Annotated in this window: 18 protein-coding genes and 1 other annotated feature (1 of these 19 only partly in view); of the genes, 8 read left to right on the top strand and 10 right to left on the bottom strand. The window is 29.5% G+C overall.

The genetic code is table 11. The annotated features are described in order from the left end of the window. Positions 1–190 (top strand) — a binding site (T-box leader) (it extends 10 nt beyond the left edge of the window). A 57-nt stretch (positions 191–247) separates the two neighbouring features. Next, on the top strand, positions 248–2,686 hold the full coding sequence (leuS, locus tag ACJDT4_RS04520; RefSeq protein WP_406786347.1) for a leucine--tRNA ligase: 2,439 nt from the start codon (positions 248–250) through the stop codon (positions 2,684–2,686). A gap of 69 nt (positions 2,687–2,755) precedes the next feature. On the opposite strand, the gene ACJDT4_RS04515 is transcribed toward leuS, so the two are convergent. Together ACJDT4_RS04515 and ACJDT4_RS04510 are read right to left on the bottom strand one after the other, a co-directional pair. Continuing rightward, complete coding sequence (locus ACJDT4_RS04515; RefSeq protein WP_406786346.1) at positions 2,756–3,868, bottom strand: Ger(x)C family spore germination protein; 1,113 nt, start codon at positions 3,866–3,868, stop codon at positions 2,756–2,758. Continuing rightward, on the bottom strand, positions 3,865–5,268 hold the full coding sequence (locus ACJDT4_RS04510; RefSeq protein ID WP_406786345.1) for a spore germination protein: 1,404 nt from the start codon (positions 5,266–5,268) through the stop codon (positions 3,865–3,867). The genes ACJDT4_RS04515 and ACJDT4_RS04510 overlap by 4 nt, the downstream gene beginning before the upstream one ends. Positions 5,269–5,372: 104 nt before the next feature. Between ACJDT4_RS04510 and ACJDT4_RS04505 the strand changes: the two genes are divergently transcribed. Continuing rightward, positions 5,373–6,452, top strand: coding sequence for a GerAB/ArcD/ProY family transporter (locus ACJDT4_RS04505; RefSeq protein WP_406786344.1), 1,080 nt, complete (start codon positions 5,373–5,375; stop codon positions 6,450–6,452). Between the two features lie 14 nt (positions 6,453–6,466). Here the strand turns inward: ACJDT4_RS04505 and yjbM are convergent, their stop codons facing one another. Continuing rightward, on the bottom strand, positions 6,467–7,255 hold the full coding sequence (gene yjbM, locus ACJDT4_RS04500) for a GTP diphosphokinase (protein WP_406786343.1): 789 nt from the start codon (positions 7,253–7,255) through the stop codon (positions 6,467–6,469). 226 nt (positions 7,256–7,481) lie between these two features. On the opposite strand from yjbM, the gene ACJDT4_RS04495 reads away from it, so the two are divergent. Beyond that, the gene (locus ACJDT4_RS04495; RefSeq protein WP_406786342.1) at positions 7,482–8,255 is read left to right on the top strand and encodes a DUF2225 domain-containing protein; all 774 of its coding nucleotides are present in this window, start codon (positions 7,482–7,484) and stop codon (positions 8,253–8,255) included. Positions 8,256–8,328: 73 nt separating this feature from the next. Next, positions 8,329–9,297 carry a methyl-accepting chemotaxis protein gene (locus ACJDT4_RS04490; RefSeq protein WP_406786341.1) on the top strand — a complete coding sequence of 323 codons (969 nt, stop codon included), beginning with the start codon at positions 8,329–8,331 and terminating at the stop codon, positions 9,295–9,297. 8 nt (positions 9,298–9,305) lie between these two features. Here the strand turns inward: ACJDT4_RS04490 and ACJDT4_RS04485 are convergent, their stop codons facing one another. The 5 genes from ACJDT4_RS04485 to ACJDT4_RS04465 form a co-directional block, all read right to left on the bottom strand. Further along, a complete protein-coding gene (locus ACJDT4_RS04485; protein ID WP_406786340.1) occupies positions 9,306–10,001 on the bottom strand; it encodes a metallophosphoesterase in 696 nt (231 codons plus the stop codon). A 4-nt stretch (positions 10,002–10,005) separates the two neighbouring features. Beyond that, positions 10,006–10,272, bottom strand: coding sequence for an EscU/YscU/HrcU family type III secretion system export apparatus switch protein (locus tag ACJDT4_RS04480; protein ID WP_406786339.1), 267 nt, complete (start codon positions 10,270–10,272; stop codon positions 10,006–10,008). Between the two features lie 35 nt (positions 10,273–10,307). Beyond that, positions 10,308–12,254 (bottom strand): ring-infected erythrocyte surface antigen domain-containing protein, encoded by a 1,947-nt coding sequence (locus ACJDT4_RS04475; protein ID WP_406786338.1) that lies wholly within the window; start codon positions 12,252–12,254, stop codon positions 10,308–10,310. A 191-nt stretch (positions 12,255–12,445) separates the two neighbouring features. Continuing rightward, positions 12,446–13,669, bottom strand: a complete 1,224-nt coding sequence (gene tyrS, locus ACJDT4_RS04470; RefSeq protein ID WP_406786337.1) for a tyrosine--tRNA ligase — start codon at positions 13,667–13,669, stop codon at positions 12,446–12,448. Between the two features lie 75 nt (positions 13,670–13,744). Beyond that, a complete protein-coding gene (locus ACJDT4_RS04465; protein WP_406786336.1) occupies positions 13,745–14,830 on the bottom strand; it encodes a sensor domain-containing diguanylate cyclase in 1,086 nt (361 codons plus the stop codon). A gap of 325 nt (positions 14,831–15,155) precedes the next feature. Here ACJDT4_RS04465 and ACJDT4_RS04460 point away from each other — a divergent pair, with 325 nt between their 5' ends. Further along, positions 15,156–15,329 (top strand): zinc-ribbon domain-containing protein, encoded by a 174-nt coding sequence (locus tag ACJDT4_RS04460; RefSeq protein ID WP_406786335.1) that lies wholly within the window; start codon positions 15,156–15,158, stop codon positions 15,327–15,329. 246 nt (positions 15,330–15,575) lie between these two features. Here the strand turns inward: ACJDT4_RS04460 and ACJDT4_RS04455 are convergent, their stop codons facing one another. Beyond that, the gene (locus ACJDT4_RS04455; RefSeq protein WP_406786334.1) at positions 15,576–16,133 is read right to left on the bottom strand and encodes an ECF transporter S component; all 558 of its coding nucleotides are present in this window, start codon (positions 16,131–16,133) and stop codon (positions 15,576–15,578) included. 182 nt (positions 16,134–16,315) lie between these two features. On the opposite strand from ACJDT4_RS04455, the gene ACJDT4_RS04450 reads away from it, so the two are divergent. Both ACJDT4_RS04450 and ACJDT4_RS04445 read left to right on the top strand, forming a co-directional pair. Beyond that, positions 16,316–16,471: a hypothetical protein gene (locus tag ACJDT4_RS04450; RefSeq protein WP_406786333.1), complete on the top strand. Its 156-nt coding sequence runs from the start codon at positions 16,316–16,318 to the stop codon at positions 16,469–16,471. A 344-nt stretch (positions 16,472–16,815) separates the two neighbouring features. Next, complete coding sequence (locus ACJDT4_RS04445) at positions 16,816–17,784, top strand: phosphatase PAP2 family protein (RefSeq protein WP_406786332.1); 969 nt, start codon at positions 16,816–16,818, stop codon at positions 17,782–17,784. A 384-nt stretch (positions 17,785–18,168) separates the two neighbouring features. On the opposite strand, the gene ACJDT4_RS04440 is transcribed toward ACJDT4_RS04445, so the two are convergent. Further along, on the bottom strand, positions 18,169–19,764 hold the full coding sequence (locus tag ACJDT4_RS04440) for a peptide chain release factor 3 (RefSeq protein ID WP_406786331.1): 1,596 nt from the start codon (positions 19,762–19,764) through the stop codon (positions 18,169–18,171). An 886-nt stretch (positions 19,765–20,650) separates the two neighbouring features. Here ACJDT4_RS04440 and yidA point away from each other — a divergent pair. Further along, entirely contained in the window at positions 20,651–21,463 is an 813-nt protein-coding gene (yidA, locus tag ACJDT4_RS04435; RefSeq protein ID WP_406786330.1) for a sugar-phosphatase, read from the top strand. The last annotated feature ends 317 nt before the right edge of the window (positions 21,464–21,780 follow it).

The raw sequence follows: 21,780 nt of genomic DNA, 5'->3' as shown, positions 1-21,780 counted from the left end.
TGAACAAGAATAGTAGCATTTCATTCATTTTAAGAGAACTGTTGTGTGGTGAAAAACAGTAGTGAACAATGTGAACTCGCTTGGGAACTTACCTGAAGAAAAGCAGGTACGGATTTATCCGTTAAAATTTTTAAGTGGGGTATTTTCCTAATTTGAGTGGTACCGCGGAAGTATAGCTTTCGTCTCATTATGTGAGACGAAAGCTTTTTTATTTATATATAACAATATTAATAGGAGGTTTAGTTTAATGAGCAATTACAGTACTAAAATAGACGAAAAGTGGCAAAAAAAATGGGAAGAAACTAAGTTATATAAATTCGACGAAAAAAGTCTCGCAAAAAAATTATATGTCCTTGAAATGTTTTCTTATCCTTCAGGTGCAAAGCTTCATGCTGGTCACTGGTTTAACTATGGACCTGTAGATTCTTGGGCAAGATTTAAGAAAATGCAGGGATACAATATATTTCAGCCTATGGGCTTTGATGCCTTTGGTCTTCCAGCTGAGAACTATGCAATAAAAACAGGCATTCATCCAAAGGACTCAACTTTAAAAAATATTGATACAATGGAAAAACAACTTAAAGCAATGGGTGCTATGTTCGATTGGGATCATGAAGTAATAACCTGCATGCCTGATTATTATAAATGGACTCAATGGTTATTCCTTAAACTTTATGAAAAAGGCTTGGCTTACAGAAAAAAGGCTCCTGTAAATTGGTGCCCTAGCTGCAACACAGTTCTTGCAAATGAGCAAGTTGTTGATGGCTGCTGTGAAAGATGTGGCACTGAGGTTACAAAAAAGGACTTAACTCAATGGTTCTTTAAAATAACAGACTATGCTGATGAACTTTTAGAAAAACTTGACACACTGGATTGGCCTGAAAAAACAAAAGCAATGCAAAGGCACTGGATAGGCAAATCTAAAGGTGCAGAAGTTACTTTCAAAATATGTGATAGTGACAAAACTTTCGATGTATTCACAACAAGAGTAGATACACTATGTGGTGTAACTTATGTTGTATTTGCCCCTGAAAGTCCACTTGCTAATGAACTTACAAAGCCTGAATTCAAAAAAGCTGTTGAAGAATATAAGAATCAATCACAAAAGCAATCAGAAATTGAAAGACAATCCTTAACTAGAGAAAAAACAGGTGTTTTTACAGGTTCTTATGCTATAAACCCTATAAACGGCAAAAAGGTTCCTATATGGATTGCAGATTATGTAATATATAGTTATGGTACTGGTGCAGTTATGGCTGTTCCTTCACATGATGAGAGAGACTTTGCTTTTGCAACAAAATATGATCTTCCTATAATAAGAGTTGTTGAAGGTGGAGAAGAACTTCCTTACACAGGTTATGGAAAACTTGTAAACAGTGGAGAATTTAACGGTCTCAAGGGCAACGAAGCTAAGGAAGCTATTGTAGCAAAATTGTCTAAAGAAAACCTAGGAAGATGGAAGGTAAATTATAGACTTCGTGATTGGCTTGTATCGAGACAAAGATACTGGGGCGCTCCTATTCCTGTAGTTTATTGTGATAAATGTGGCATAGTGCCTGTTCCAGAAGAACAGCTTCCAGTTGAACTTCCTTACAATGTTGAATTTGCTCCTGATGGAAAGTCCCCTCTTTCTAAATCAGAAGAATTTACTAATACTACATGTCCAAAATGTGGTGGTCATGCAAAAAGAGAAGTTGATACACTGGATACCTTTGTATGCTCATCTTGGTATTATCTAAGATATGCAGACAATAAAAATAGTGATAAAGCCTTTGATAAAGAAATTATTAACAAGATGCTTCCTGTAGATAAATATGTAGGTGGTCCTGAGCATGCTTGTATGCATTTATTATATGCAAGATTTATGACAAAAGCTCTTAGAGATATGGGATATCTTAATTTTGATGAGCCATTCTTATCTTTAAGACATCAAGGTTTAATTTTAGGACCTGATGGTCAAAAAATGAGTAAGTCAAAAGGAAATACTATTTCACCAGATGACTGCATAAAAGAATTTGGCTCTGATGTATTCAGAATGTATTTAATGTTCGGTTTTGATTATGCTGAAGGTGGTGCTTGGAGTGATGATGGTATAAAATCAATTGCTAAATTTGTTGATAGAATTGATAGAATTGTTTCTTCTTACAAAGAGGAAATAAATAATAGTTCTAACTCACGTTCTGATTTTGGCAGCGATGAAAAAGAACTTAATTATACAAGAAATCACTCAATAAAATCAATTACAAATGATATGGATAAGTTTCAATTTAACACATGTATAGCAAGAATGATGGAATTTTCAAATGCATTATCAAAATATCTAAATACAAAAAATAAAAATCTTTCTCTATTAAAAGATTCAATGGTAGACTTTATAAGACTTTTAGCTCCTTTTGCTCCTCACTTTAGTGAAGAATTATGGAGTAATATTGGAATGGGCTACTCTGTATTCAATCAAAAATGGCCAGAATTTGATGAAGCTGCATTAGTTAAAGATGAGGTAGAAATAGCTATTCAAGTTAATGGAAAGATAAAAGCAAGGATTACGATCCCAAGCAATCTTAGTGATGAAGAAATAAAAGCTGCTTCTCTAAACAATGAAACAATAAAAGCCGCTGCAGAAGGCAAGAATATAGTTAAAGTGATCGTAATAAAGGGCAGACTAGTAAACATAGTTGTAAAGTAGCTCCTTCATACGATTCATAGGCTAAAAATGCTTAGAACTTTCAAAAATTAAAGTTCTAAGCATTTTTTATTAATAGAAGGATGATGATTTTCCACCGCCTTCAATTTTAACTGTAGGTTCAACATTAAGCTGTGTCTTCTGTATCAAATTCTTTTCTCTTATTTTATACTTATTCTCTAAATCATCTTGAATATTAAATATATCTATACCCTTCTTTTTAAATTTATTAAATATTCTATTTGCATTATTGATTAAATTTTTATCCGCATTTACTTCTATTTTTTTAACATTTTCCTTATTTAAATTTATCTGTCCTTGACTCTCAGCTATAGATGCCTTCACATCTATTTTCTTTGTTAAATATACTTTATTTTTATAATAATTTATATCTGTTTTTGTATTATTTCTAAGTATCTCAAGGGAAATAAATCTATTTTTATTTATAGGACTAACTACTTCCATAACACCAGAACTAATTCTGTTAACCATAAAATTATATGCCTCAGTTTCTGATCTTTCAATAACGTCTACCATTTTGTCATTTATAAAAACAGCTCCTCCATTAAGTTCAACAGAATTCCTATATTTATTTTTCCCATGACTTATAACCGTCATTATACTTGCTCTATCAAGTTCAGTCCTTTGATTTAAAAAATCCGCATATTGAATTCGTATTGCTCTTGATGAAACTCTTACATTTTTCATTAAATCATTTATTAAAATGCCCACATATTGCTCTTCTTTAAAGCCACCTTGCAAGATTTCTTCGACACTTCCCGTATAAACAGCCATATAGGGTTTCAAATAAAATTGAGGATTTCTTGTTAAAACATCTATAAAACCTTTAATTCCAGCCCTCGCTGCCTTTTCAGAAAATATTATAGCTTTAATTTGAGTATAATTTATTTCATAACCAGATTGTAAACTTATATCTCTTATTGCTTCAAATACAGTTTTTCCTCTTCCCCTAAATATCAATCTTTGAGATTTTTCACTGCCTTTAGTTAAAGTTCTTTGTGCCTCAAAAGCTTCTAGGTAAACCAAAACATTATTATCTGGATCTATATCATACACCAGGGTAGTTACAAAAATAATTTTATCAATATCTCTATAATTAAAGCAGCCTGTAAAAGTAGTAAGATAACTTAAAATCAAAAATATGGATAAGTATTTCTTCTTCATGTTTTATCATCCTTTTTCAATGATTGATTGCTTATTTCATCAAGGTCACCTCTTAACACTTGATCCTCATTTTTGACATTCCTTATTGTTTTCATAGGATATATGTAAGGATATCCCATAGTTTTAAGAGAACCTATCTGAGAAATAAACATAAAAAATCCAGCGTAAAGTCCAGGGAGCCCACAGAATGCTGCAAATAACGTCATTATTATAGACCAAATTGAAATTGCACCATAAAGCTTTGGAATCAAAAATGATGATATAGAACTAAGTGCTACAATTATTATTGTTATTTCTGATGTTAGCCCTGCACCAACTGCAGATTCACCTAAAATTAAAGCACCAACTATACTCATTGCCTGACCTACAGGTTGTGGAAGTCTTATTCCTGCTTCTCTTAATATCTGAAAAAACAAAGACATCATAAGTATTTCAACTATAGTAGGAAAAGGTACTCCTGCCCTTGAAAGTGACAGCCTAAAAATAAATAGTGATGGAATTAAAGAAAAATGATAGGTTGTAATTGCAATAAACATTGCTGGTAAAATTAGCGTTATAAAAAATGCAATCCATCTTAAAACTCTTGTACAATTGACAACATATTTATTTAGATAATAATCATCTGCTGCTTGAAAGTTTTCATAAAAGAAATATGGTGCAGTTATCACAAAGGGGGTTCCATCAACTATTACTCCAACTTTTCCCTTTAATATTTTAGCAGCTGCTATATCCGCTTTCTCCGTATAACCAACTGTATCAAATGCCGTACCTCTACTTTTTAATTTATCTTCTATATAACTAGTATCAAGAATATACTCTGTGCTGATTTGCTTAATTTTGTTTTTAACATCCTCTACAAGTTCTGCTGGAGCGGTACCCTTTAAGTATGCCACAACCACTACTGTTTGTGATTTATCACCAACCATCACACTTTCAAATTTTAAATTTCCATCTCTTATTTTCCTTCTTATAAGTGAAATATTATCCACAAATGCTTCTGTAAAGCCTTCTCTTGGTCCCTTTACAACGTTTTCTGTTATTGGTATACTTACAGACCTTCTTACAAAGCCTTTAGCTTCGCAAAACATCATTCCTTCACAAAAATCACATATTATAACCACATCACCAAGAAGTATATGAAGTATTGCATCACCTTTATCTTTAACATCACCTATAGAAAATGCAAAAAGCCCATTATTTTTGATATCTTCTAAACTTTTAATGCTGTCTTTACATTCAAGTATTGGTGCTACTATATATTCACTTATAAAATGTGAATCACAAAGATTATCGATAAAAACCATAGTTATAGTCCCATTTTCTGAGTCAATTATTCTATATTTTACATCTACATTTCCCTTAAATTTTTCTTTTATATATTTAAGCTTCTCTTCATTCATATTTACCACCCAAGCTTATTATCCTCTGGAAAATTGAATAATATTCATGCATTTAGAAAATAATAAATTCATATTCAATTTTTACTGAAAGGAACATTTCAAATATGAAAAGCCTTAATAAAAACTATCTTATACCAATTATAGTAGCGGTTCCAATGCTTTCAATGAAAACATATCCAATGCTTATGACAACACTAGGCGGGAGAGATACGTGGATAGCTGTCATTGCAGCGACAATACTTCTACTAGTATTTTGCTTGCTAGTAATAAAAGCATTTAAAGCTAACAATCATGACGATGACTTAAAAGATATATACTGTAATTCATTAGGTAAGCCATTAGGTACGCTTTTTATTATATTCTTTGCAATATGCTTAATATTAACTTTAATTGAATGCTCATCAGTAGAGGCGAATCTTTTACATGTTAATATTTTATTTGAAACTCCTCAATGGTACTTTATTGCTTTTTTTCTGATTCCAACATTATACACAGTATATAAGGGCGAAGGCGCAATACTATCAGTCACACTAATCGGAATCCCCCTTATAATGCTATCTGGAATAAATCTATCTTCACTGCTCATCAAATACAGGCATGCTAGATATCTTCTTCCAATTTTAAAAAACGGATTTGATAAAAATTTGCTTATATGCTCATTAAAAGGATTTGCAATGTATTCAGGGTTTGGAATAGTATTTCCTATAATAAATAAAGTAAAGCAAAAAAATAAATTAGCTAAACCTATTTTAATAGGCTTAGCCATACTCGCAGAAATTCAAATTTTCACAACAATAGGACTTTTAATGACATTTTCAGAAAAAAGATTGAATAACATGTATTATCCAAGACTTATACAGACACAGCTTATAAATTATTTCGATTTTATTGAAAGTGGTGAATTTTACGTTCTATTTCAAGTAGTTGGTGGTTGGTTCATAAAATATATACTAACCTTCTACTCACTGCAAATACTCATAAAGTACTCTAAATTAGATAAGAAATATACTATATATGTTATAAGTGCAATTGTCTTCATAGCTTCTTATTTTTTAAGTAAAAATACAGTAATTCTTTTTAGAGCATTAAACTATTACACATATATATCTTTTGCAAATTTTATAGTATTTCCAGCAATCATATTTGTAATCTATATATTAAGGAGTAGAACGAAAAAAATCTAAAACTCAACTACTACTTATTTATTAGTACGAAGGGATTTTTCAGTATCCTTCAATAAATTATTTAACTCATTTACCTCTCCTTTTTCTATAAGTAAATTAAGCTTGCTTCTAAATCTTAAAGCATCTGAAATTTTACCTGTTGACGAAATAAGAGAAATATTATTTATAATGTTAGAAATAAGGCTTGATTTTATTTCAAATAATTTTTGTGCATCCATAATTTCATCTTTTATTTCAAGCATTTGCTCATCTAATTGAAATGCAGCATCTGCAGCCCTTTTTAATTTTGCCTTTATATTTTCAGGAATATCCTGCTTGTATTTATAATTCAGTGAATGCTCTATAGTCGCCCAAAAATTCATTGCCAAAGTTCTTATTTGAAGTTCCGCAAGTATTTCTTTTGGGCCATCTGCCATATTTATTGGATATTTTATAACCATATGATAACTTCTATATCCACTTTTTTTAACATTAGCGACGTAATCCTTCTCATACATTATTTGCATATCTTTTCTTCCACGTATTATGTTTACAACTTTATTTATATCATCAACAAACTGACACATTATCCTTATGCCAGTTATATCCTCCATTTCATACCCTATTCTATCCATAGGAATATTAAATTTATTAGCCTTTTCTAATATACTAGAAATCTCCTTTACTCTACCTGTAACAAATTCTATTGGTGAATATTCATTTCTTCTTCTATACTCTTTTCTTATACTTTTAAATTTAACTTTCAATTCTTCTACTGCCTGCTCATAAGGTATTAAAAATGCCTTCCATTCAAATTTTGCCATATAATTTTTCTCCCTTTTAAACAAATATTAAATAAATACCTATAATATATTATAATACATAAATAATTTTTTCAATGAGATTAAATATAAAATTATATATATAAAAAAAATACTGGATTCACTATAAAAACTTGTGGCATATAAGTTATTTTTTGTTATAATAATATTATGTACTGTACTTTCTACATAATAATTTATTATGTAGTTTATTTGATGAGGTGATTTTGTGGACAATAATATGAATGCAAAAAATGACAATGATCAATTGATTTACCTATACGATAAAACTATAACATGTCCTGTTTGTGGAAGTATATTTAAAGCAAGAGCTATAAAAAAATCTTCTTATAGAATTTTAAAACAAGATAGTGATTTCTGTTATGAATATAAAAATATAAATCCGTACTTTTATGATGTTTGGCTTTGCAACGTATGTGGATATGCTGCAATGAAAACTGATTTCAATAAAATACGAGAGTCCCAAAAACAGCTTGTTATGGATAAAATATCTATAAAATGGCATGCTAAAAATTATCCAGAAGTTTATAATGTAAACACAGCAATAGAACGATTTAAGATTTCTCTATTGAATTATGTAACAATAGATGCCAAAAGCAGCTGCAAGGCAATGAACTGCTTAAAAATCGCCTGGATGTATCGTATACTGGGAAACTCTAAACTTGAAATTTCTTATATAAAAAATTCAATTGACGAGTTTAACAAAGCTTATTTTAGCGAAAGGTTTCCTATATATGGAATGGACAAATTTACAATGATGTATTTAATAGGAGAACTAAATAGACGAATTGGTGATGACGACCAAGCTCTACTATGGTTCGGAAGAGTAATTGGTGAGACTAACGCTCCTCAAAAATTAAAAAATAAAATTAGGGATCAAAAAGACTTAATTAAATCATCTCCTAAAAACGAAACTAATTTAACAGATGAAGATACCTTAAATGACGAAAAAAAGAAGGGTATTTTTTCAAAATTCTTCTAGTGAGACCATTCAGTTTATATTTTATTATACGAGTATTTTATAAGAGATAAAATAATAATTTGGGGTGAAAACTATGTTTTTTAAAAAAAATTCAACACATGAATCTTCGAATTTGCAAGAACCAACACCTGTAGAAAAGGATATCGAAACACCTAAAGCTGAAGCGTCTTTCAATAGTGCACTAAATAAAACTGTAGATGAACTTTGTGCAAGCAGTGAAAAAGTTTCATCTAACCATTCATCCATAGCTTCATCATTTGATAAACTTGCTTCATTAAACGAAACTAAAAAAAATAATATGTCAGATATGCTTTCAATCTTAGATAACTTTGGTAAAAATATCAGTGATTTATCTGAAAAAATTAAAAATGTTCATGAAGCAATATCATCAAGTAATTCTTTAGCCGATAACGGACTTAAAAGTGCAGAAATATTAAATTCATCTTTAAGTGAATTCGAAACTATTTTTAAAACATCTTCATCTATAGTTAATGATATGGTGTCAAAAATAGAATCGGTTAACCTTATAACAGATTCTATAAGCGAAATAGCAGAACAAACTAATTTACTAGCATTAAACGCCGCTATTGAAGCTGCAAGAGCAGGGGAAGCTGGAAAAGGATTTGGAGTTGTTGCTGATGAAATAAGAAAATTAGCTGAAAACACAAAATCAGCAGTTGAAAACAGCACAAAAATATTAGGTGAAATAAAAAATGACATAATGAATGCATCTACTTCTATGTCATCAGCAGAAAATAGTATTGAAACTCAAAATACTACTATAGCTGGAACAAAAGAAACTTTATCATCAATAAAATCTTCAATTGATTATTCTGCTTCAGAAACTTCAAATGCCTGTGACTCACTTTCTGATTTTATGAGTAAAAAGGAAATACTGTATAATGGTGTAAATAATATATCAAATGCAGCTTCTACAGTTGATGGGTTATTTTCTGAAATCTCAAGCAAATTAGACACTCAAAATTCTGATGTAATTGATTTAAATACATATGCAAAGAATTTAAAAGCTAATATAAAATAAAGCTAGTATCAAACTAGCTTTATTTCTATTGGTTCAAAATTAAGATAATCACATGATGTCAATATATATTCCACATTATTTTTAACAAAATAGCCATTTACATTTTTTAAAGCTGGCCCATGAATATGTCCATAAATAACTTTTTCAACTCCATAGCTTTCTACTACATCTGTAAATTCTGAATCCTCGTACTTATCGTTAAATGGTGGATAATGAATCATAACTATAATTTTATTATATCCGGCCTTTACTGCTGAATCTAAGGATAATTTAAGTCTTAATATCTCTCTATTATATATTTTATCATCATGCTCATCAAACCCATCAAAGTCCCTACTTATCCATCCTCTTGTTCCACAAATAGCATAATCTTTATAGGTAAAAAAATTATTTTGTATAAAAGAGATTTTTTCGTACATATTATTTAATTTATTTATACTTGTCCACCAGTAATCATGATTCCCTTTAGAAATTATCTTTCTTCCTGGAAGCTCATGTACCCAATCAAGGTCTTTTTTGCCATCTTCAATATTAATAGACCAAGATATATCCCCTGCAATAAGAACAGTGTCTTCATCTTTTATATGATTAAGCCAATTATTTTTTATTTTTTCATCATGTTTATCCCAAAACTGACCAAATACATTCATAGGCTTATCACCACTAAAATCCAAATGTAAATCTGATATTGCATATAAAGCCATTTATTCACCTTCCTACATCACTGTCTATATCCATAATATATCCAATTATTTCAGCCACTACATCATATAATTCATAAGGTATATTAGTCCCAACCTCAACATTTGAGAGTAAATTTGCAAGTTCTTTATTATATACAATTGGCACTTCATTTTCAGCAGCTTTTTCAACTATTTTATCGGCAATAAACCCCATTCCCACAGCGGTGACAATAGGAGCTTTGTATCCAACTTCATATTTTAATGCTGCTGCCTTCTTTCTTTCCTTCTCCATAAAATCACCCCATTATATGCAATGCATAATAATTGCTATACTCTTACATCTATTTTGCTGTAAGAACTATTGTCATTAAAAAAGCTTCTGCAACTAACTATATCTACTTCTTCTTTATCTTCTTTTTTATCTACACTCATATTAATATTATATCCCATATTTGATATTTTACCAATTATAGTGTCTTTAGTTCTATTAAAAATTTTAACCCACTGCTTTTCGCACTTCAAATTTACATTCATATTATTATCAAAGACCCTTACATACGCATCTACAACACCCATGTTAACGGTTTTTACAGAAGTAACCAGCTTTACATTCTTACTATCTACTTTTTTCCCAGATTTTCTATCATCCTTAATTATTAGTTTACACTTATAATCATTTTGATTATTGGTCACTGGTATGTCCATATAATAGTACTCATTACTTATATTATTAAATACTTTAAAGTCATTTATATTATTTTTTATGATTTCATATACTTTTTGGCTTAAACTGCTATTATCACCCTTATTTGCATCAATTAAATTACTTATAAAATCTTTCATATTCTCTATTTTTAAATTTATCTGTTCCTTAACATTTTGGGCTGAATTAGCTTGTACTTTATCGATATTGTTTGTATTAACTAAGTTCTTTATTAATTTTGCTGTTTCTTCAAGCTTAACATTATTTGCACTACTTTCAACTATATTTTTTTCAATTATGCTTTTGCTTCCCTCTTTACCATCTAAACTTTGAAGAGCTTTTAAAATATCATTTGCATTTTCATCGCTAAGCTTTAAATTTCCTTCAATATTGCTCATTACCTGTTTTATTACGTCTTTACCACTTATATTTTGTAAATCTTTTGCATTTTCAAGTATATAATTTTTAATTTTTTCAGCGACTACATCATTACCGCTATTAAAAATAGTCTCATTCTTGTTGCCAGAATTCTCAACGATTTTTCTTAAACTATCTAATGTTTTTATATTGTTAATTAAATTAGTTTTTTTATCTGCACTAATATTTTCATTTGAATTATTAATTAACTTTATAATTTCTTCTGAATTAATTTTTTTTGAGTTCTCACCTTTATCTATATTAGAATTAGGCTTGATATTAGCTTCAAGCTTTTCGCTGTTAGTTTCTACATTTTTATTGTGATTTTTAATAGCCTCAGAAATATTTTCTGCCATTTCTTCATTTTTAATACTATTTGTATTTTTTACACTACTATCATTTGGATAGTTTTTTAAATTATCAGTGCGTTTTAAATTATTATTTACTGACTTGTCTATATTTTCTAGTTCCTTATATAATGAACCTTCTCCTTTAAAAAGCTTATTAAAACTTTTTATGTTATTTTCATTTAATTCAAGTTTATTCTCAAAAAAAGTAAGTATATCTTCTGAAGTTAAATTTTTTAATTCTTGAAAGAAATCCTTTAATTTGCTATAAATTGTTTGCCCTTCTTCACTCTTTATATCTATATTTTTATTTTCAAGAAATTTAGATATAAATTCATTTGCTTTATTGGAATCATCATTTAAATCCCTTTTAAAATCAATTATAGTTTTCATTTTTGATATATTTTCCTGAGTTAGAGGCATATTATGTTCGATTAGTGTTTTTAATAAATCAATATTTTCTTTTGAATTTGTAAGTCCTAAATCTTTAAGTAATTCTTCATTTATTATTTGTTTATCATCCGGTTTTTTTTCTTGCATGTCTAAAAGTTTTATTATTACTTTTCCATCTTTAACACCATCAACCACGAACTTACCATTACCACTAAAGCTGTCCATTTGATTGAAATTTTCAACTTTAGCATCAAATTTCCAACCATCTGAAGTTCTTAAAACAACCTCTCCCGATTCAGTATCTGCTCCCAAAACCTGTGCTGTAAAAACTTCACCTATATCAAAAGAAATTTTCTTAGTCGTCGATAAATTGTCCTTACTAGAATAACTATTTACATTTGAAACATTTGCCAAAACACTCACCCCTAAAACTATTATAAGCATCTTACCTTATTTTGTTTTAAGGCAGCTTATTCTTAATTACCTAAGCTTATTATCGTAAATAATATCAATACAATCAATACCCTTTTTACAAACATTTTTGTTAAAATAATATAAAATTTAAGGAATAGTATGATGCAATACTATTCCTTAATTAATATCTTCTATTTAATAATTAACTTAAAGAACTTTTTCTTTCCTTTTTTAATTATTGCATATCCATTATCCTTGAAATCTTCCTCTGAAAGAGTTCTATTGAAATCTTCAACTTTATTATCATTTAGAGTAAGGCCTCCTTGTTGAATAAGCCTTCTACCTTCACCTTTTGATGGAAGTATTTTAGTATACACCATAACCTCAAGTATAGCAGCATTTTCCATATCTTTTGGTATATAAACTACAGGAACGTTATCCATATTGCTTCCACTGCCAAATAAAGCTTCAGAGGCACTAGCCGCTTTTTTAGCCTCTTCTTCTCCATGAACAAGCTTTGTCACCTCATATGCTAAAACCTTCTTTGCTTCATTTATTTCTTTATCTTGAAGTGCAGAAAGTCTTCTAACCTCATCCATAGGTAAAAATGTAAGCATTGCTAGGCATTTTCCAACATCAGAATCATTCACATTTCTCCAATACTGATAAAAATCGTATGGTGATGTTTTCTTCGGATCAAGCCATAATGCTCCTTTTTCAGTCTTACCCATCTTTTTGCCTTCACTATTTGTTAGAAGAGAGCAAGTCATTGCATAAGCAGGTTTATTCTCTTTTCTTCTTACAAGTTCTACTCCTGCTATCATGTTAGACCATTGATCATCTCCACCAAGTTCCATTATACAATCATAATCTTTATTTAATCTATAAAAATCATATCCTTGCATAAGCATATAATTAAATTCAAGAAAAGAAAGACCTTTTTCCATTCTCTGTTTAAAACATTCTGCTGTAAGCATTTTATTAACTGAAAAATGAACTCCAATATCCCTTAAAAATTCTATATAATTTAATCGCATTAGCCAATCGGCATTATTAGCAAGAATTGCTTTACCATCACTAAAGTCTATAAACTTTTGCATCTGCTTCTTTATATTTGAAACATTACTTTCAATTTCTTCCCTTGTAAGCATCTTTCTCATATCAGTTTTACCGCTTGGATCGCCTACCATTGCAGTTCCGCCACCCATAAGTACAATAGGTCTGTGTCCTGCTTTCTGCATATGAGACATAAGCATAAGTGCTATAAAATGTCCTACATGAAGGCTGTCTGCTGTTGGATCAAATCCTATGTAAAAAGTTATCTTCTTTTTTTCAAGTAACTCCTTTATTTCTGTTTCATGAGTATATTGTTTTATATATCCGCGCTCTATTAATTCGTCAAGAACATTTGCCATAATAAATACCACTCCCTTTAATGCATTCACTTATATATTAAATCATACTACTATAAAAATTTCAAATCTTAACTTTTAAGCTGAAACTACCTTATTCCTTCCAGATTTTTTAGCTTTATATAACATAGAATCCGATACATTTAACACCTTTTGAACCGTATCACCATTTTCAGGGTAATAGCTTATTCCAAAACTTGCCGTTACTGATTTTTCTATTCCACCATATTTAACTACATTATTGCTAAGTTTCCTTCTTATATCATCAACAATTTTAAAAACCTTATCATGAGAACTTGCATCATCAATATAAATTACTATTTCCTCTCCACCATACCTTGCTATTTCATCCTTTTCTTGATCAATATTCTTAGATAATACCCTTGCAGTTTCTATTAAAACTTTATCCCCAAATTGATGTCCATAAGAATCGTTAAAACTCTTAAAAAGGTCTATATCTACCATTACAATTGCAAAGCTCTTTTTAGGATATTTTGCCACCTTTTCTTCTATTATATCAAAAAAATGCTTTCTATTATTTATTGGAAGTAAAGGATCCTTAATTGAATTTTCCTTAATCTTTTTATAAAGAATATTATTTTCTATAGCGATACCTATTTGGTTCGCTATAGCTGATATAAATTTTATATGCCCATGTCCAAAAAAATCAAATAGAGTATGCTCAACAACTATATACCCTCTAAATTTGTCTCGCAAAGTTATAGGTACACCTATAACTGAATGTATGTTAAGTTTATTTTTAAACTCATTAAACATTGGTTCTCTTGAATTTATAACTATAGGCTCTTCTGAACCAAGAAGTGAAAAAATTTTGTTTTCTATTATATTGTAATTTGGCACCTCAACATTACAGGCCTTAACAATTAGATCTCCATCTGACTCTCTTAAATATATTGTTGAATATGTAACTCCTAAAATTCCTATAATCATATCATTAATCATTGGTATCAAATTGTCATCACTTATGTTAGAATTTATATATTTACTTACCTCTACCACATTAGCAAGTACATCTAGCTTTTTTTCTAACTCTGTATTTTTCTCACTCATTATTTGTATTTGCTTTTCAGCAAAATTTTGATAAGTGCTAAACTCTTGTTTTAACTTTAAATATTGCTCATAGAGTTCTTCATGATTTTCCATGTTATCCTCTCTCTTCTTAATCAGAATAAACACCTCACCATATCCTATGTACTCAATTTTTTACTATATTATAACCTCATTAATATAATATAGTATTATATTAATTTCTACAATTTATCCCAAAATCCTTTATTACGCCATTAATATTTTACCATTAATTGTACTATTATTATATTGAATTTTATGTATTTTATGATATAATATCAGTATATTTTATATTATTAGGTTAATTATCAAGGTATTGTTTTATTTACTCCTTAAATTTATAGGAGATAGAAACTTTGTCCAAGATTAATTATTCCTATGGTTTAAGGAGGATTTTATCATGGCAGATAAGGTAATTGTTTGTAAAGACTGTGGAAAGGAATTTACTTTTACTGAAGGGGAACAGGAATTTTATAAGGAGAAAGGATTTGAAAACGATCCTGTAAGATGTCCTGAATGCAGAAAGGCAAGAAAAGCTAAAAGAAATAATTTCCAAAAAGATTTTTCTAGATAGCAAAAGAGAGGTTTTCCTCTCTTTTTATTTTGCCTTTTTAAAGATGATTTTTCTCTTTTACTAAAGATAAACCACCTTAAAACTTAAACTACTTATGTTCCAAAATACCAATTTTTAAAAGATTATCGTGCACACAAATTTCAATAGTTGAAGCGGTTTATCTATACTTGTGCAAAGTTACTCTGTTTAATATTCTTTGCTATGTAAAAAATCCCGATAAATTTTTATCAGGATTTTTTACATGATTTATTTTATTATATTAGCTTTTTTAATAATTTTGCTTACCGGAACTGCTATTATCATTCCAACTACTACTTGAGCTACATCAGGTGTTATATGAGTTGCTTGTACAATCCAGCATTGTTTCCATGGCATATTCATCAGATAATGATCTATTGCAACCCCAGAAAAATAATAAGCTATTATCATAAATATTCCAGAAATAATAAAACCAAATATATTATTAATTACATTTTCCCCTTTGTAATCACTCCTATAAGCAACACTAGCTGCTATATATGCCATTCCCCCTTTTGCAATAAGTGTAAATGGTGTCCACATAGGAGCTGTTGATAATAAATCAAATAGTCCCATTCCAATAGCTGAGGCTAAAACTGCATTTCTCCTTCTAAAAATTATAGCAGCTATAAACACCATGCTGTCTCCAACATGCACAACTCCCTTATACCCAAGCCCAACTGGTATACCTGTAAGTTTAGTTGCCACAAAAATTATTGCAGCCATAACTGATATTTCTACGATATCCCTTATGCTGTATTTTATATCATTAACCCTCTGTTCCATCTATTCATCCTCACTTTAACCTATTATTTATAAATGAATTCATTTAATAATTATAATATAATTTTATAAGCTTTATTGCAAATGTACCCATACAATTTTGTGAATATTAATTTTTATAATGCAAATACTATAATCAATTCACTGTAAAAACGACATAACATTATAAAACAGGAGATGATTTCATGAACATTTTTAGGTGGATTTGTGGTTTTAGTTTTTTAATATGGATTTCAGCTTTAATAATAGGAACAGGTATTAATGCTATAAATATACTATTAAGCATATCAGCATTTGTTTTCATAATAGACGCAATGCTATACAAAAGAAAAAGTCTATAATTAAAAGTCACTATTTTAATGACTTTTGCAAAATAATATCTGTATTAAAGTAAAAATATTATTTTGCAAAAGCCTTAATTTTAATTTTTTTTATTATACAATGCACCTTTAATTATGGAATTTTATGTAGCAACATTATAAAAATAGGTAAATGTAATCAAAATGTAAATATTTGTTACGCATCTGTTAATCATCTTAGTAAATCCCGCATTTACCACAAAATTTTAAGTGCATTTGTTTTATTTATACTAATTTCCACAATTCAATACACAAAATTTATTATTATTTTAGTTAACTTTGTATATTGAATATGTTATAATTTACTCTGTCATGGAGGTGAACGAATGTTAAATTTAGATAGACAAGCTGCGCTAAATAATTTTAAGAAGATTTTTAATTTTGTAGAAGAATATTATCCCATAATAATTGGAACAATACTTCTTATAAATACATTGCATGTTTATTTTATCAATGCAACACCTGGTTATAAAGTTATTGTATCAATTTATTGGTTTGTCTTTCTTACTGCATATAAAGACATGAGAAAAGATGTTAAGTGGCTTCCATTTGTTCTTCTTAGCATACCACTTGGCGTTTTTTTGTGGTATATAAACAAAAATGGTTACACAATTTGGGGCCAAATGTTAAACTTTGAAAGAAAACTCAAAATAGTTGTAGATTTTAATCCTATATTTAAATCAATACCATTCAATAATGGTGCTATATTCAGAATGTATAAGAGTGATAACTTAACTTGGTTTTTTAGGCTAGTTTATAATAATGGTTTTATACTCCCACCAATGATATGTATATTAAGGTCTGTAATAATAAGGGATTATAAGAAAATTATTAGATATATGTGTTCTGCCCATGTATTTCAAATTTTCCTAATAAGTCCATTTTATATAATTTTTCATCTTCAAGAGGTATGGTTTGTATATGGTCATCCTGACGGTGTTGGAAGACACTTTCACTCGTACGCTGAAATGGCTGGTACAGCACTTAATTGTTTTCCATCGATGCATACTTCTATAGCCTTTGCCGCTTTCTTACTTGTTTTGCGTGAAAAGGATAAGGTATTTAAATGCGTATGGGGATTTTTCTGTTTAAGCGTTATATACTCTACATTATATCTTGAAGTACACTGGGTAATTGACGTACTAGGTGGTTTAGTATTAGCTTACTGCTCTGTTAAACTAGCAGATTTTGTTATTGAAAAAATACAGAAAAAAATACAGCCTTTACTCGATAAATACTACTACAGAAGTACTACTTCAGCTTTTGAAATAGATAATAATTCTATTTCATCTTAAAGCAGTGTGAAATAATAATGCTTCGTCACATTAAAAAAATCCTATAAATCTAAGGTTCAAAAATCATAAAATACTAAGATATTTCAACAACTTGCATACGCTCAGACAGATTGAGATATCTAAGTATTTTACAATTTTCGAACCAAGATTTATTAGGATTTTTTTAAACTGTTCGTTCAGCATTGTTATTTCACTCCCATAGTATTACAAAGAAAAGTTTCTTCCTTAATCTACGGAATTTTAAGCGTAAAGCTTTATGCAAAACACATTAAATAAAAGTCATAAATCTTGGAAGCTTTTGATAATTAGCCTCTTAGATTTATGACCTTTATTTAATGTCATGCAATATAGTAAAACAACTGAGCTTTTTCTAAACCAAATGGTTTAATCATCACTTTTTGCTACGCCGGATAGTACTAACCCCTTATTATGATCTAGTGCCCAGCCTATTGACCATTCACTTTGGAATAATAAAAGATTTCTATCTTTCATGTCTTTTACGCGCTTAGTATCTGAAGTCAATGTCAAATCCTCAACTTTTATATCTTCATTTTCAATCCATCTGATACTTTTGTATGGAAGCATATCCATTTTAATCTCAACATTATACTCACTTTTAAGTCTATACTGAAGAACCTCAAATTGAAGTACACCTACAACTCCAACAATTAACTCTTCTACTCCTATATTTGTTTCCTTAAACACTTGTATTGCACCTTCCTGTGCTATCTGTGTTACCCCTTTTATAAACTGCTTTCTTTTCATTGTATCTATTGTTCTAACCCTAGCAAAATGCTCTGGTGCAAAAACCGGAATTCCTTCAAATTTAAACTTGTCATTGCTCTCACAAAGTGTATCTCCTATATTAAAGATTCCAGGATCAAATACACCTATTATATCACCAGCATAGGCTTCCTCTATTATTTCCCTGTCCTGAGCCAAGAATTGTTGAGGTTGTGTAAGCCTTATTTTAGTATTTTTCTGTACATGAAATACTTCCATTCCTTTTTTAAACTTACCAGAGCAAATCCTCATAAATGCAATTCTATCTCTATGTGCTTTATTCATATTTGCCTGTATTTTAAAGATAAAGGCTGAAAACTTTTCATCAAATACATCTACTTCACCTTTATCAGACACTCTTGGAATAGGTGGTGAAGTTAATTTTAAAAATTCTTCAAGAAAAGGCTTAACTCCAAAATTAGTAAGAGCACTTCCAAAAAATATAGGAGTAAGTTCACCCTTTCTAACTTTTTCTATATCAAATTTATCACCAGCAATATTTAATAACTCTATATCCTCAATAAGCTTATCGTGAAGTGCATCACCTAGCAAATCTCTAAAAACCTTATCATCTACATTTCCCTCAAGTGCTTCAACTTCAGTTTGACCATGGTTTCCACCATCAAATACTTGTACAAGCTTATTTTTTCTATCATATACACCTTTAAAGTCCTTTCCAGAACCAATTGGCCAATTAATTGGATAAGACTTTATTCCAAGTTCATTTTCAATATCCTCTAAAAGTTCAAATGGATCTCTACTTTCTCTATCCATTTTATTTATAAAAGTAAATATAGGTATTCCTCTGAGACTGCATACATTAAATAACTTTTTAGTTTGAGCTTCTATACCCTTAGCAGCATCAATTACCATTACAGCACAATCTGCTGCCATCAGAGTTCTATATGTGTCCTCACTAAAATCCTGATGTCCTGGAGTATCAAGTATATTAATACAGTATCCTTCATAATTAAATTGCATAACAGATGAAGTTACAGATATTCCTCTTTGCTTTTCTATTTCCATCCAATCTGAAACAGCGTGCTTTGAAGCTTTCCTCGCTTTAACAGAACCTGCTAGTCTTATAGCTCCACCATACAACAACAATTTTTCTGTAAGGGTTGTTTTTCCTGCATCTGGGTGAGATATTATAGCAAAAGTACGTCTCTTTTCTATTTCATTTATAAGATCAGCCATTTTTTCTCTCCTTTACATATAAATAAACTATTTCAACTACAAAAATCAATTTGTACCATAATACTTAGAAAACGATGCTAGTATACAAATTATTTTCAAAGCTTAAAGTGGTTTATCTTTATTTCGTTACAACAAAAAAGCCTGAATTAATACAGACTTTGATAAAGTGAAACTTAATCTATTTATGTTCCAAAATACCAATATTAAAGTGATCATGGAATATATAGCCTACAATTTAAACTGTTTCACTGTATATCTATATAGTAATTTCAAATCAATGCAATCTCAATTTACTATTCATCTCCTATATTAATCACAACTTAAAATTCACTAAATTTAGTAGTTAAACAAAGTAATTATATCAGTTTATTATTTTTTTTTCAATAAAAAAGATTAGTAAACGTAAACAAGAAAACTTAAGGGTTATCTTATCATCCTATATAATGCTATAATATTATTATGTAGAAATATGTACTTTAACTTTCTCAATATTTTAATATTCACCCATTCTATAGATATACAACATGGAAGATTTAAATTCACAATACCAAATTTATGCTGTTAAATTATAGTTTGACTCAAAGTACAACTGACAGAGTACAGTGAAAGTAAATTTACCTTTCGTTTCTCTCAGGTAAATTTTAGAACTTATTTAGTATCAGCCGCGCTTAGTATTATACTTTAAGCCATGCGCGAGCATTAAGTTTTAGATTTTTCAAAGCTATAGAGGAGAAAAATCATTCTTCACTGTACTCTGCCAATTGTACTCTAAGTAAAATATTAGTTTTGTAGGATAAACTTGGTGTTAGCCATTTCAAACTTTCAGGTTGTCTATCTATAGTATAATGAAAGTTATTGCATTAAATTTTATTATGGAGGATTTTCTATGTACAAACTAATTGCACTTGATATGGATGGAACTCTCTTAAAAGACGATAAAACAATATCCAAGGCAAATTTTGAAGCAATAAAAACAGCAAAGCAAAATGGATACAGAATAGTCCTTGCTACTGGGAGACCAGCTAAAGGAATTGAAAAGTATTTAAGACAGCTTGATTTAATGGGGGACGATGATTACGCAGTAGCTTTTAATGGAGCTGTTGTCCAAAAAACAAAAACTGGTCATGTAATAGCTGAAAATTTAATGGAATACGGCGATCTACAGAAAATATATGATTTGAGTTTAAAACTAAAATTAAATATTCATACACTTACTGTTAATGAATGTATAACCCCTAAAATAAATCCTTACAGCCAGCGTGAAGCTCGTATGAATAATATTTCTCTTATTGAGAAACCATTTAGTGCTATTGATAAAAATGAAAGTATAATTAAGATAATGCTCGTAGATTCAAAAGAAAAATTGGACAAAGCTGAAAAATTAATACCAAAAGAATTTCATGATAAGTATACAGTTGTAAGAAGTGAAGATATTTTTCTGGAGTTCTTAAACAAAAAAGTTGATAAAGGTTTTGGAGTAAAGCTTTTAGCTGAAAACTTAGGCTTAAGTCCTGATGAAATTATATGTGTAGGCGATGCTGGTAATGATATTGCTATGGTAAAGTATGCTGGACTTGGCGTGGCTATGGGTAATGCGTTTGCAGAAGTTAAAAAAGTATGTAATTATGTCACAAAAACAAATGAAGAAGATGGTGTTGCTCATGTAATCCATAAGTTTATGTTAAACCAAGCATCTTAAAAAAGCATAGTATCAAAGTAACAAATTAATAAACTTTATTTAAACTACTTCTTCAATAAAGATAAACCACCATAATCCCTTGAAATTTATTTGTACCAAAATATCAATTTTCAAGGGATTATGGTGCATAAATAGTTTATAGTTGAGCTAGTTTCACTATATATAGATGAACAAGCTGAAAGATTCAAATTACCAATACCAAATAAGGCTTGGACTAATATATAGATAACTAATATAAGTTAAAGGGCAATAACGGGTTTAAGCTCAAACTGCACGTATGTGTATGCAACAAAATATTGTTACCTTGCCTAACGTAA

The organism is Clostridium neuense (genome assembly GCF_045310695.1).
Lineage (GTDB): Bacteria > Bacillota > Clostridia > Clostridiales > Clostridiaceae > Clostridium_S > Clostridium_S neuense.
Note: the sequence above shows the minus strand (reverse complement) of the source record. Positions and strands in the feature narration are given on the sequence as shown.

Coding starts and splice junctions, on each gene's coding strand:
- leuS (WP_406786347.1), top strand. CDS start 248: ATGAGCAATTACAGTACTAAAATAGACGAAAAGTGGCAAAAAAAATGG.
- ACJDT4_RS04515 (WP_406786346.1), bottom strand. CDS start 3,868: ATGAAGAAGAAATACTTATCCATATTTTTGATTTTAAGTTATCTTACT.
- ACJDT4_RS04510 (WP_406786345.1), bottom strand. CDS start 5,268: ATGAATGAAGAGAAGCTTAAATATATAAAAGAAAAATTTAAGGGAAAT.
- ACJDT4_RS04505 (WP_406786344.1), top strand. CDS start 5,373: ATGAAAAGCCTTAATAAAAACTATCTTATACCAATTATAGTAGCGGTT.
- yjbM (WP_406786343.1), bottom strand. CDS start 7,255: ATGGCAAAATTTGAATGGAAGGCATTTTTAATACCTTATGAGCAGGCA.
- ACJDT4_RS04490 (WP_406786341.1), top strand. CDS start 8,329: ATGTTTTTTAAAAAAAATTCAACACATGAATCTTCGAATTTGCAAGAA.
- ACJDT4_RS04485 (WP_406786340.1), bottom strand. CDS start 10,001: ATGGCTTTATATGCAATATCAGATTTACATTTGGATTTTAGTGGTGAT.
- ACJDT4_RS04480 (WP_406786339.1), bottom strand. CDS start 10,272: ATGGAGAAGGAAAGAAAGAAGGCAGCAGCATTAAAATATGAAGTTGGA.
- tyrS (WP_406786337.1), bottom strand. CDS start 13,669: ATGGCAAATGTTCTTGACGAATTAATAGAGCGCGGATATATAAAACAA.
- ACJDT4_RS04465 (WP_406786336.1), bottom strand. CDS start 14,830: ATGGAAAATCATGAAGAACTCTATGAGCAATATTTAAAGTTAAAACAA.
- ACJDT4_RS04460 (WP_406786335.1), top strand. CDS start 15,156: ATGGCAGATAAGGTAATTGTTTGTAAAGACTGTGGAAAGGAATTTACT.
- ACJDT4_RS04455 (WP_406786334.1), bottom strand. CDS start 16,133: ATGGAACAGAGGGTTAATGATATAAAATACAGCATAAGGGATATCGTA.
- ACJDT4_RS04450 (WP_406786333.1), top strand. CDS start 16,316: ATGAACATTTTTAGGTGGATTTGTGGTTTTAGTTTTTTAATATGGATT.
- ACJDT4_RS04445 (WP_406786332.1), top strand. CDS start 16,816: ATGTTAAATTTAGATAGACAAGCTGCGCTAAATAATTTTAAGAAGATT.
- ACJDT4_RS04440 (WP_406786331.1), bottom strand. CDS start 19,764: ATGGCTGATCTTATAAATGAAATAGAAAAGAGACGTACTTTTGCTATA.
- yidA (WP_406786330.1), top strand. CDS start 20,651: ATGTACAAACTAATTGCACTTGATATGGATGGAACTCTCTTAAAAGAC.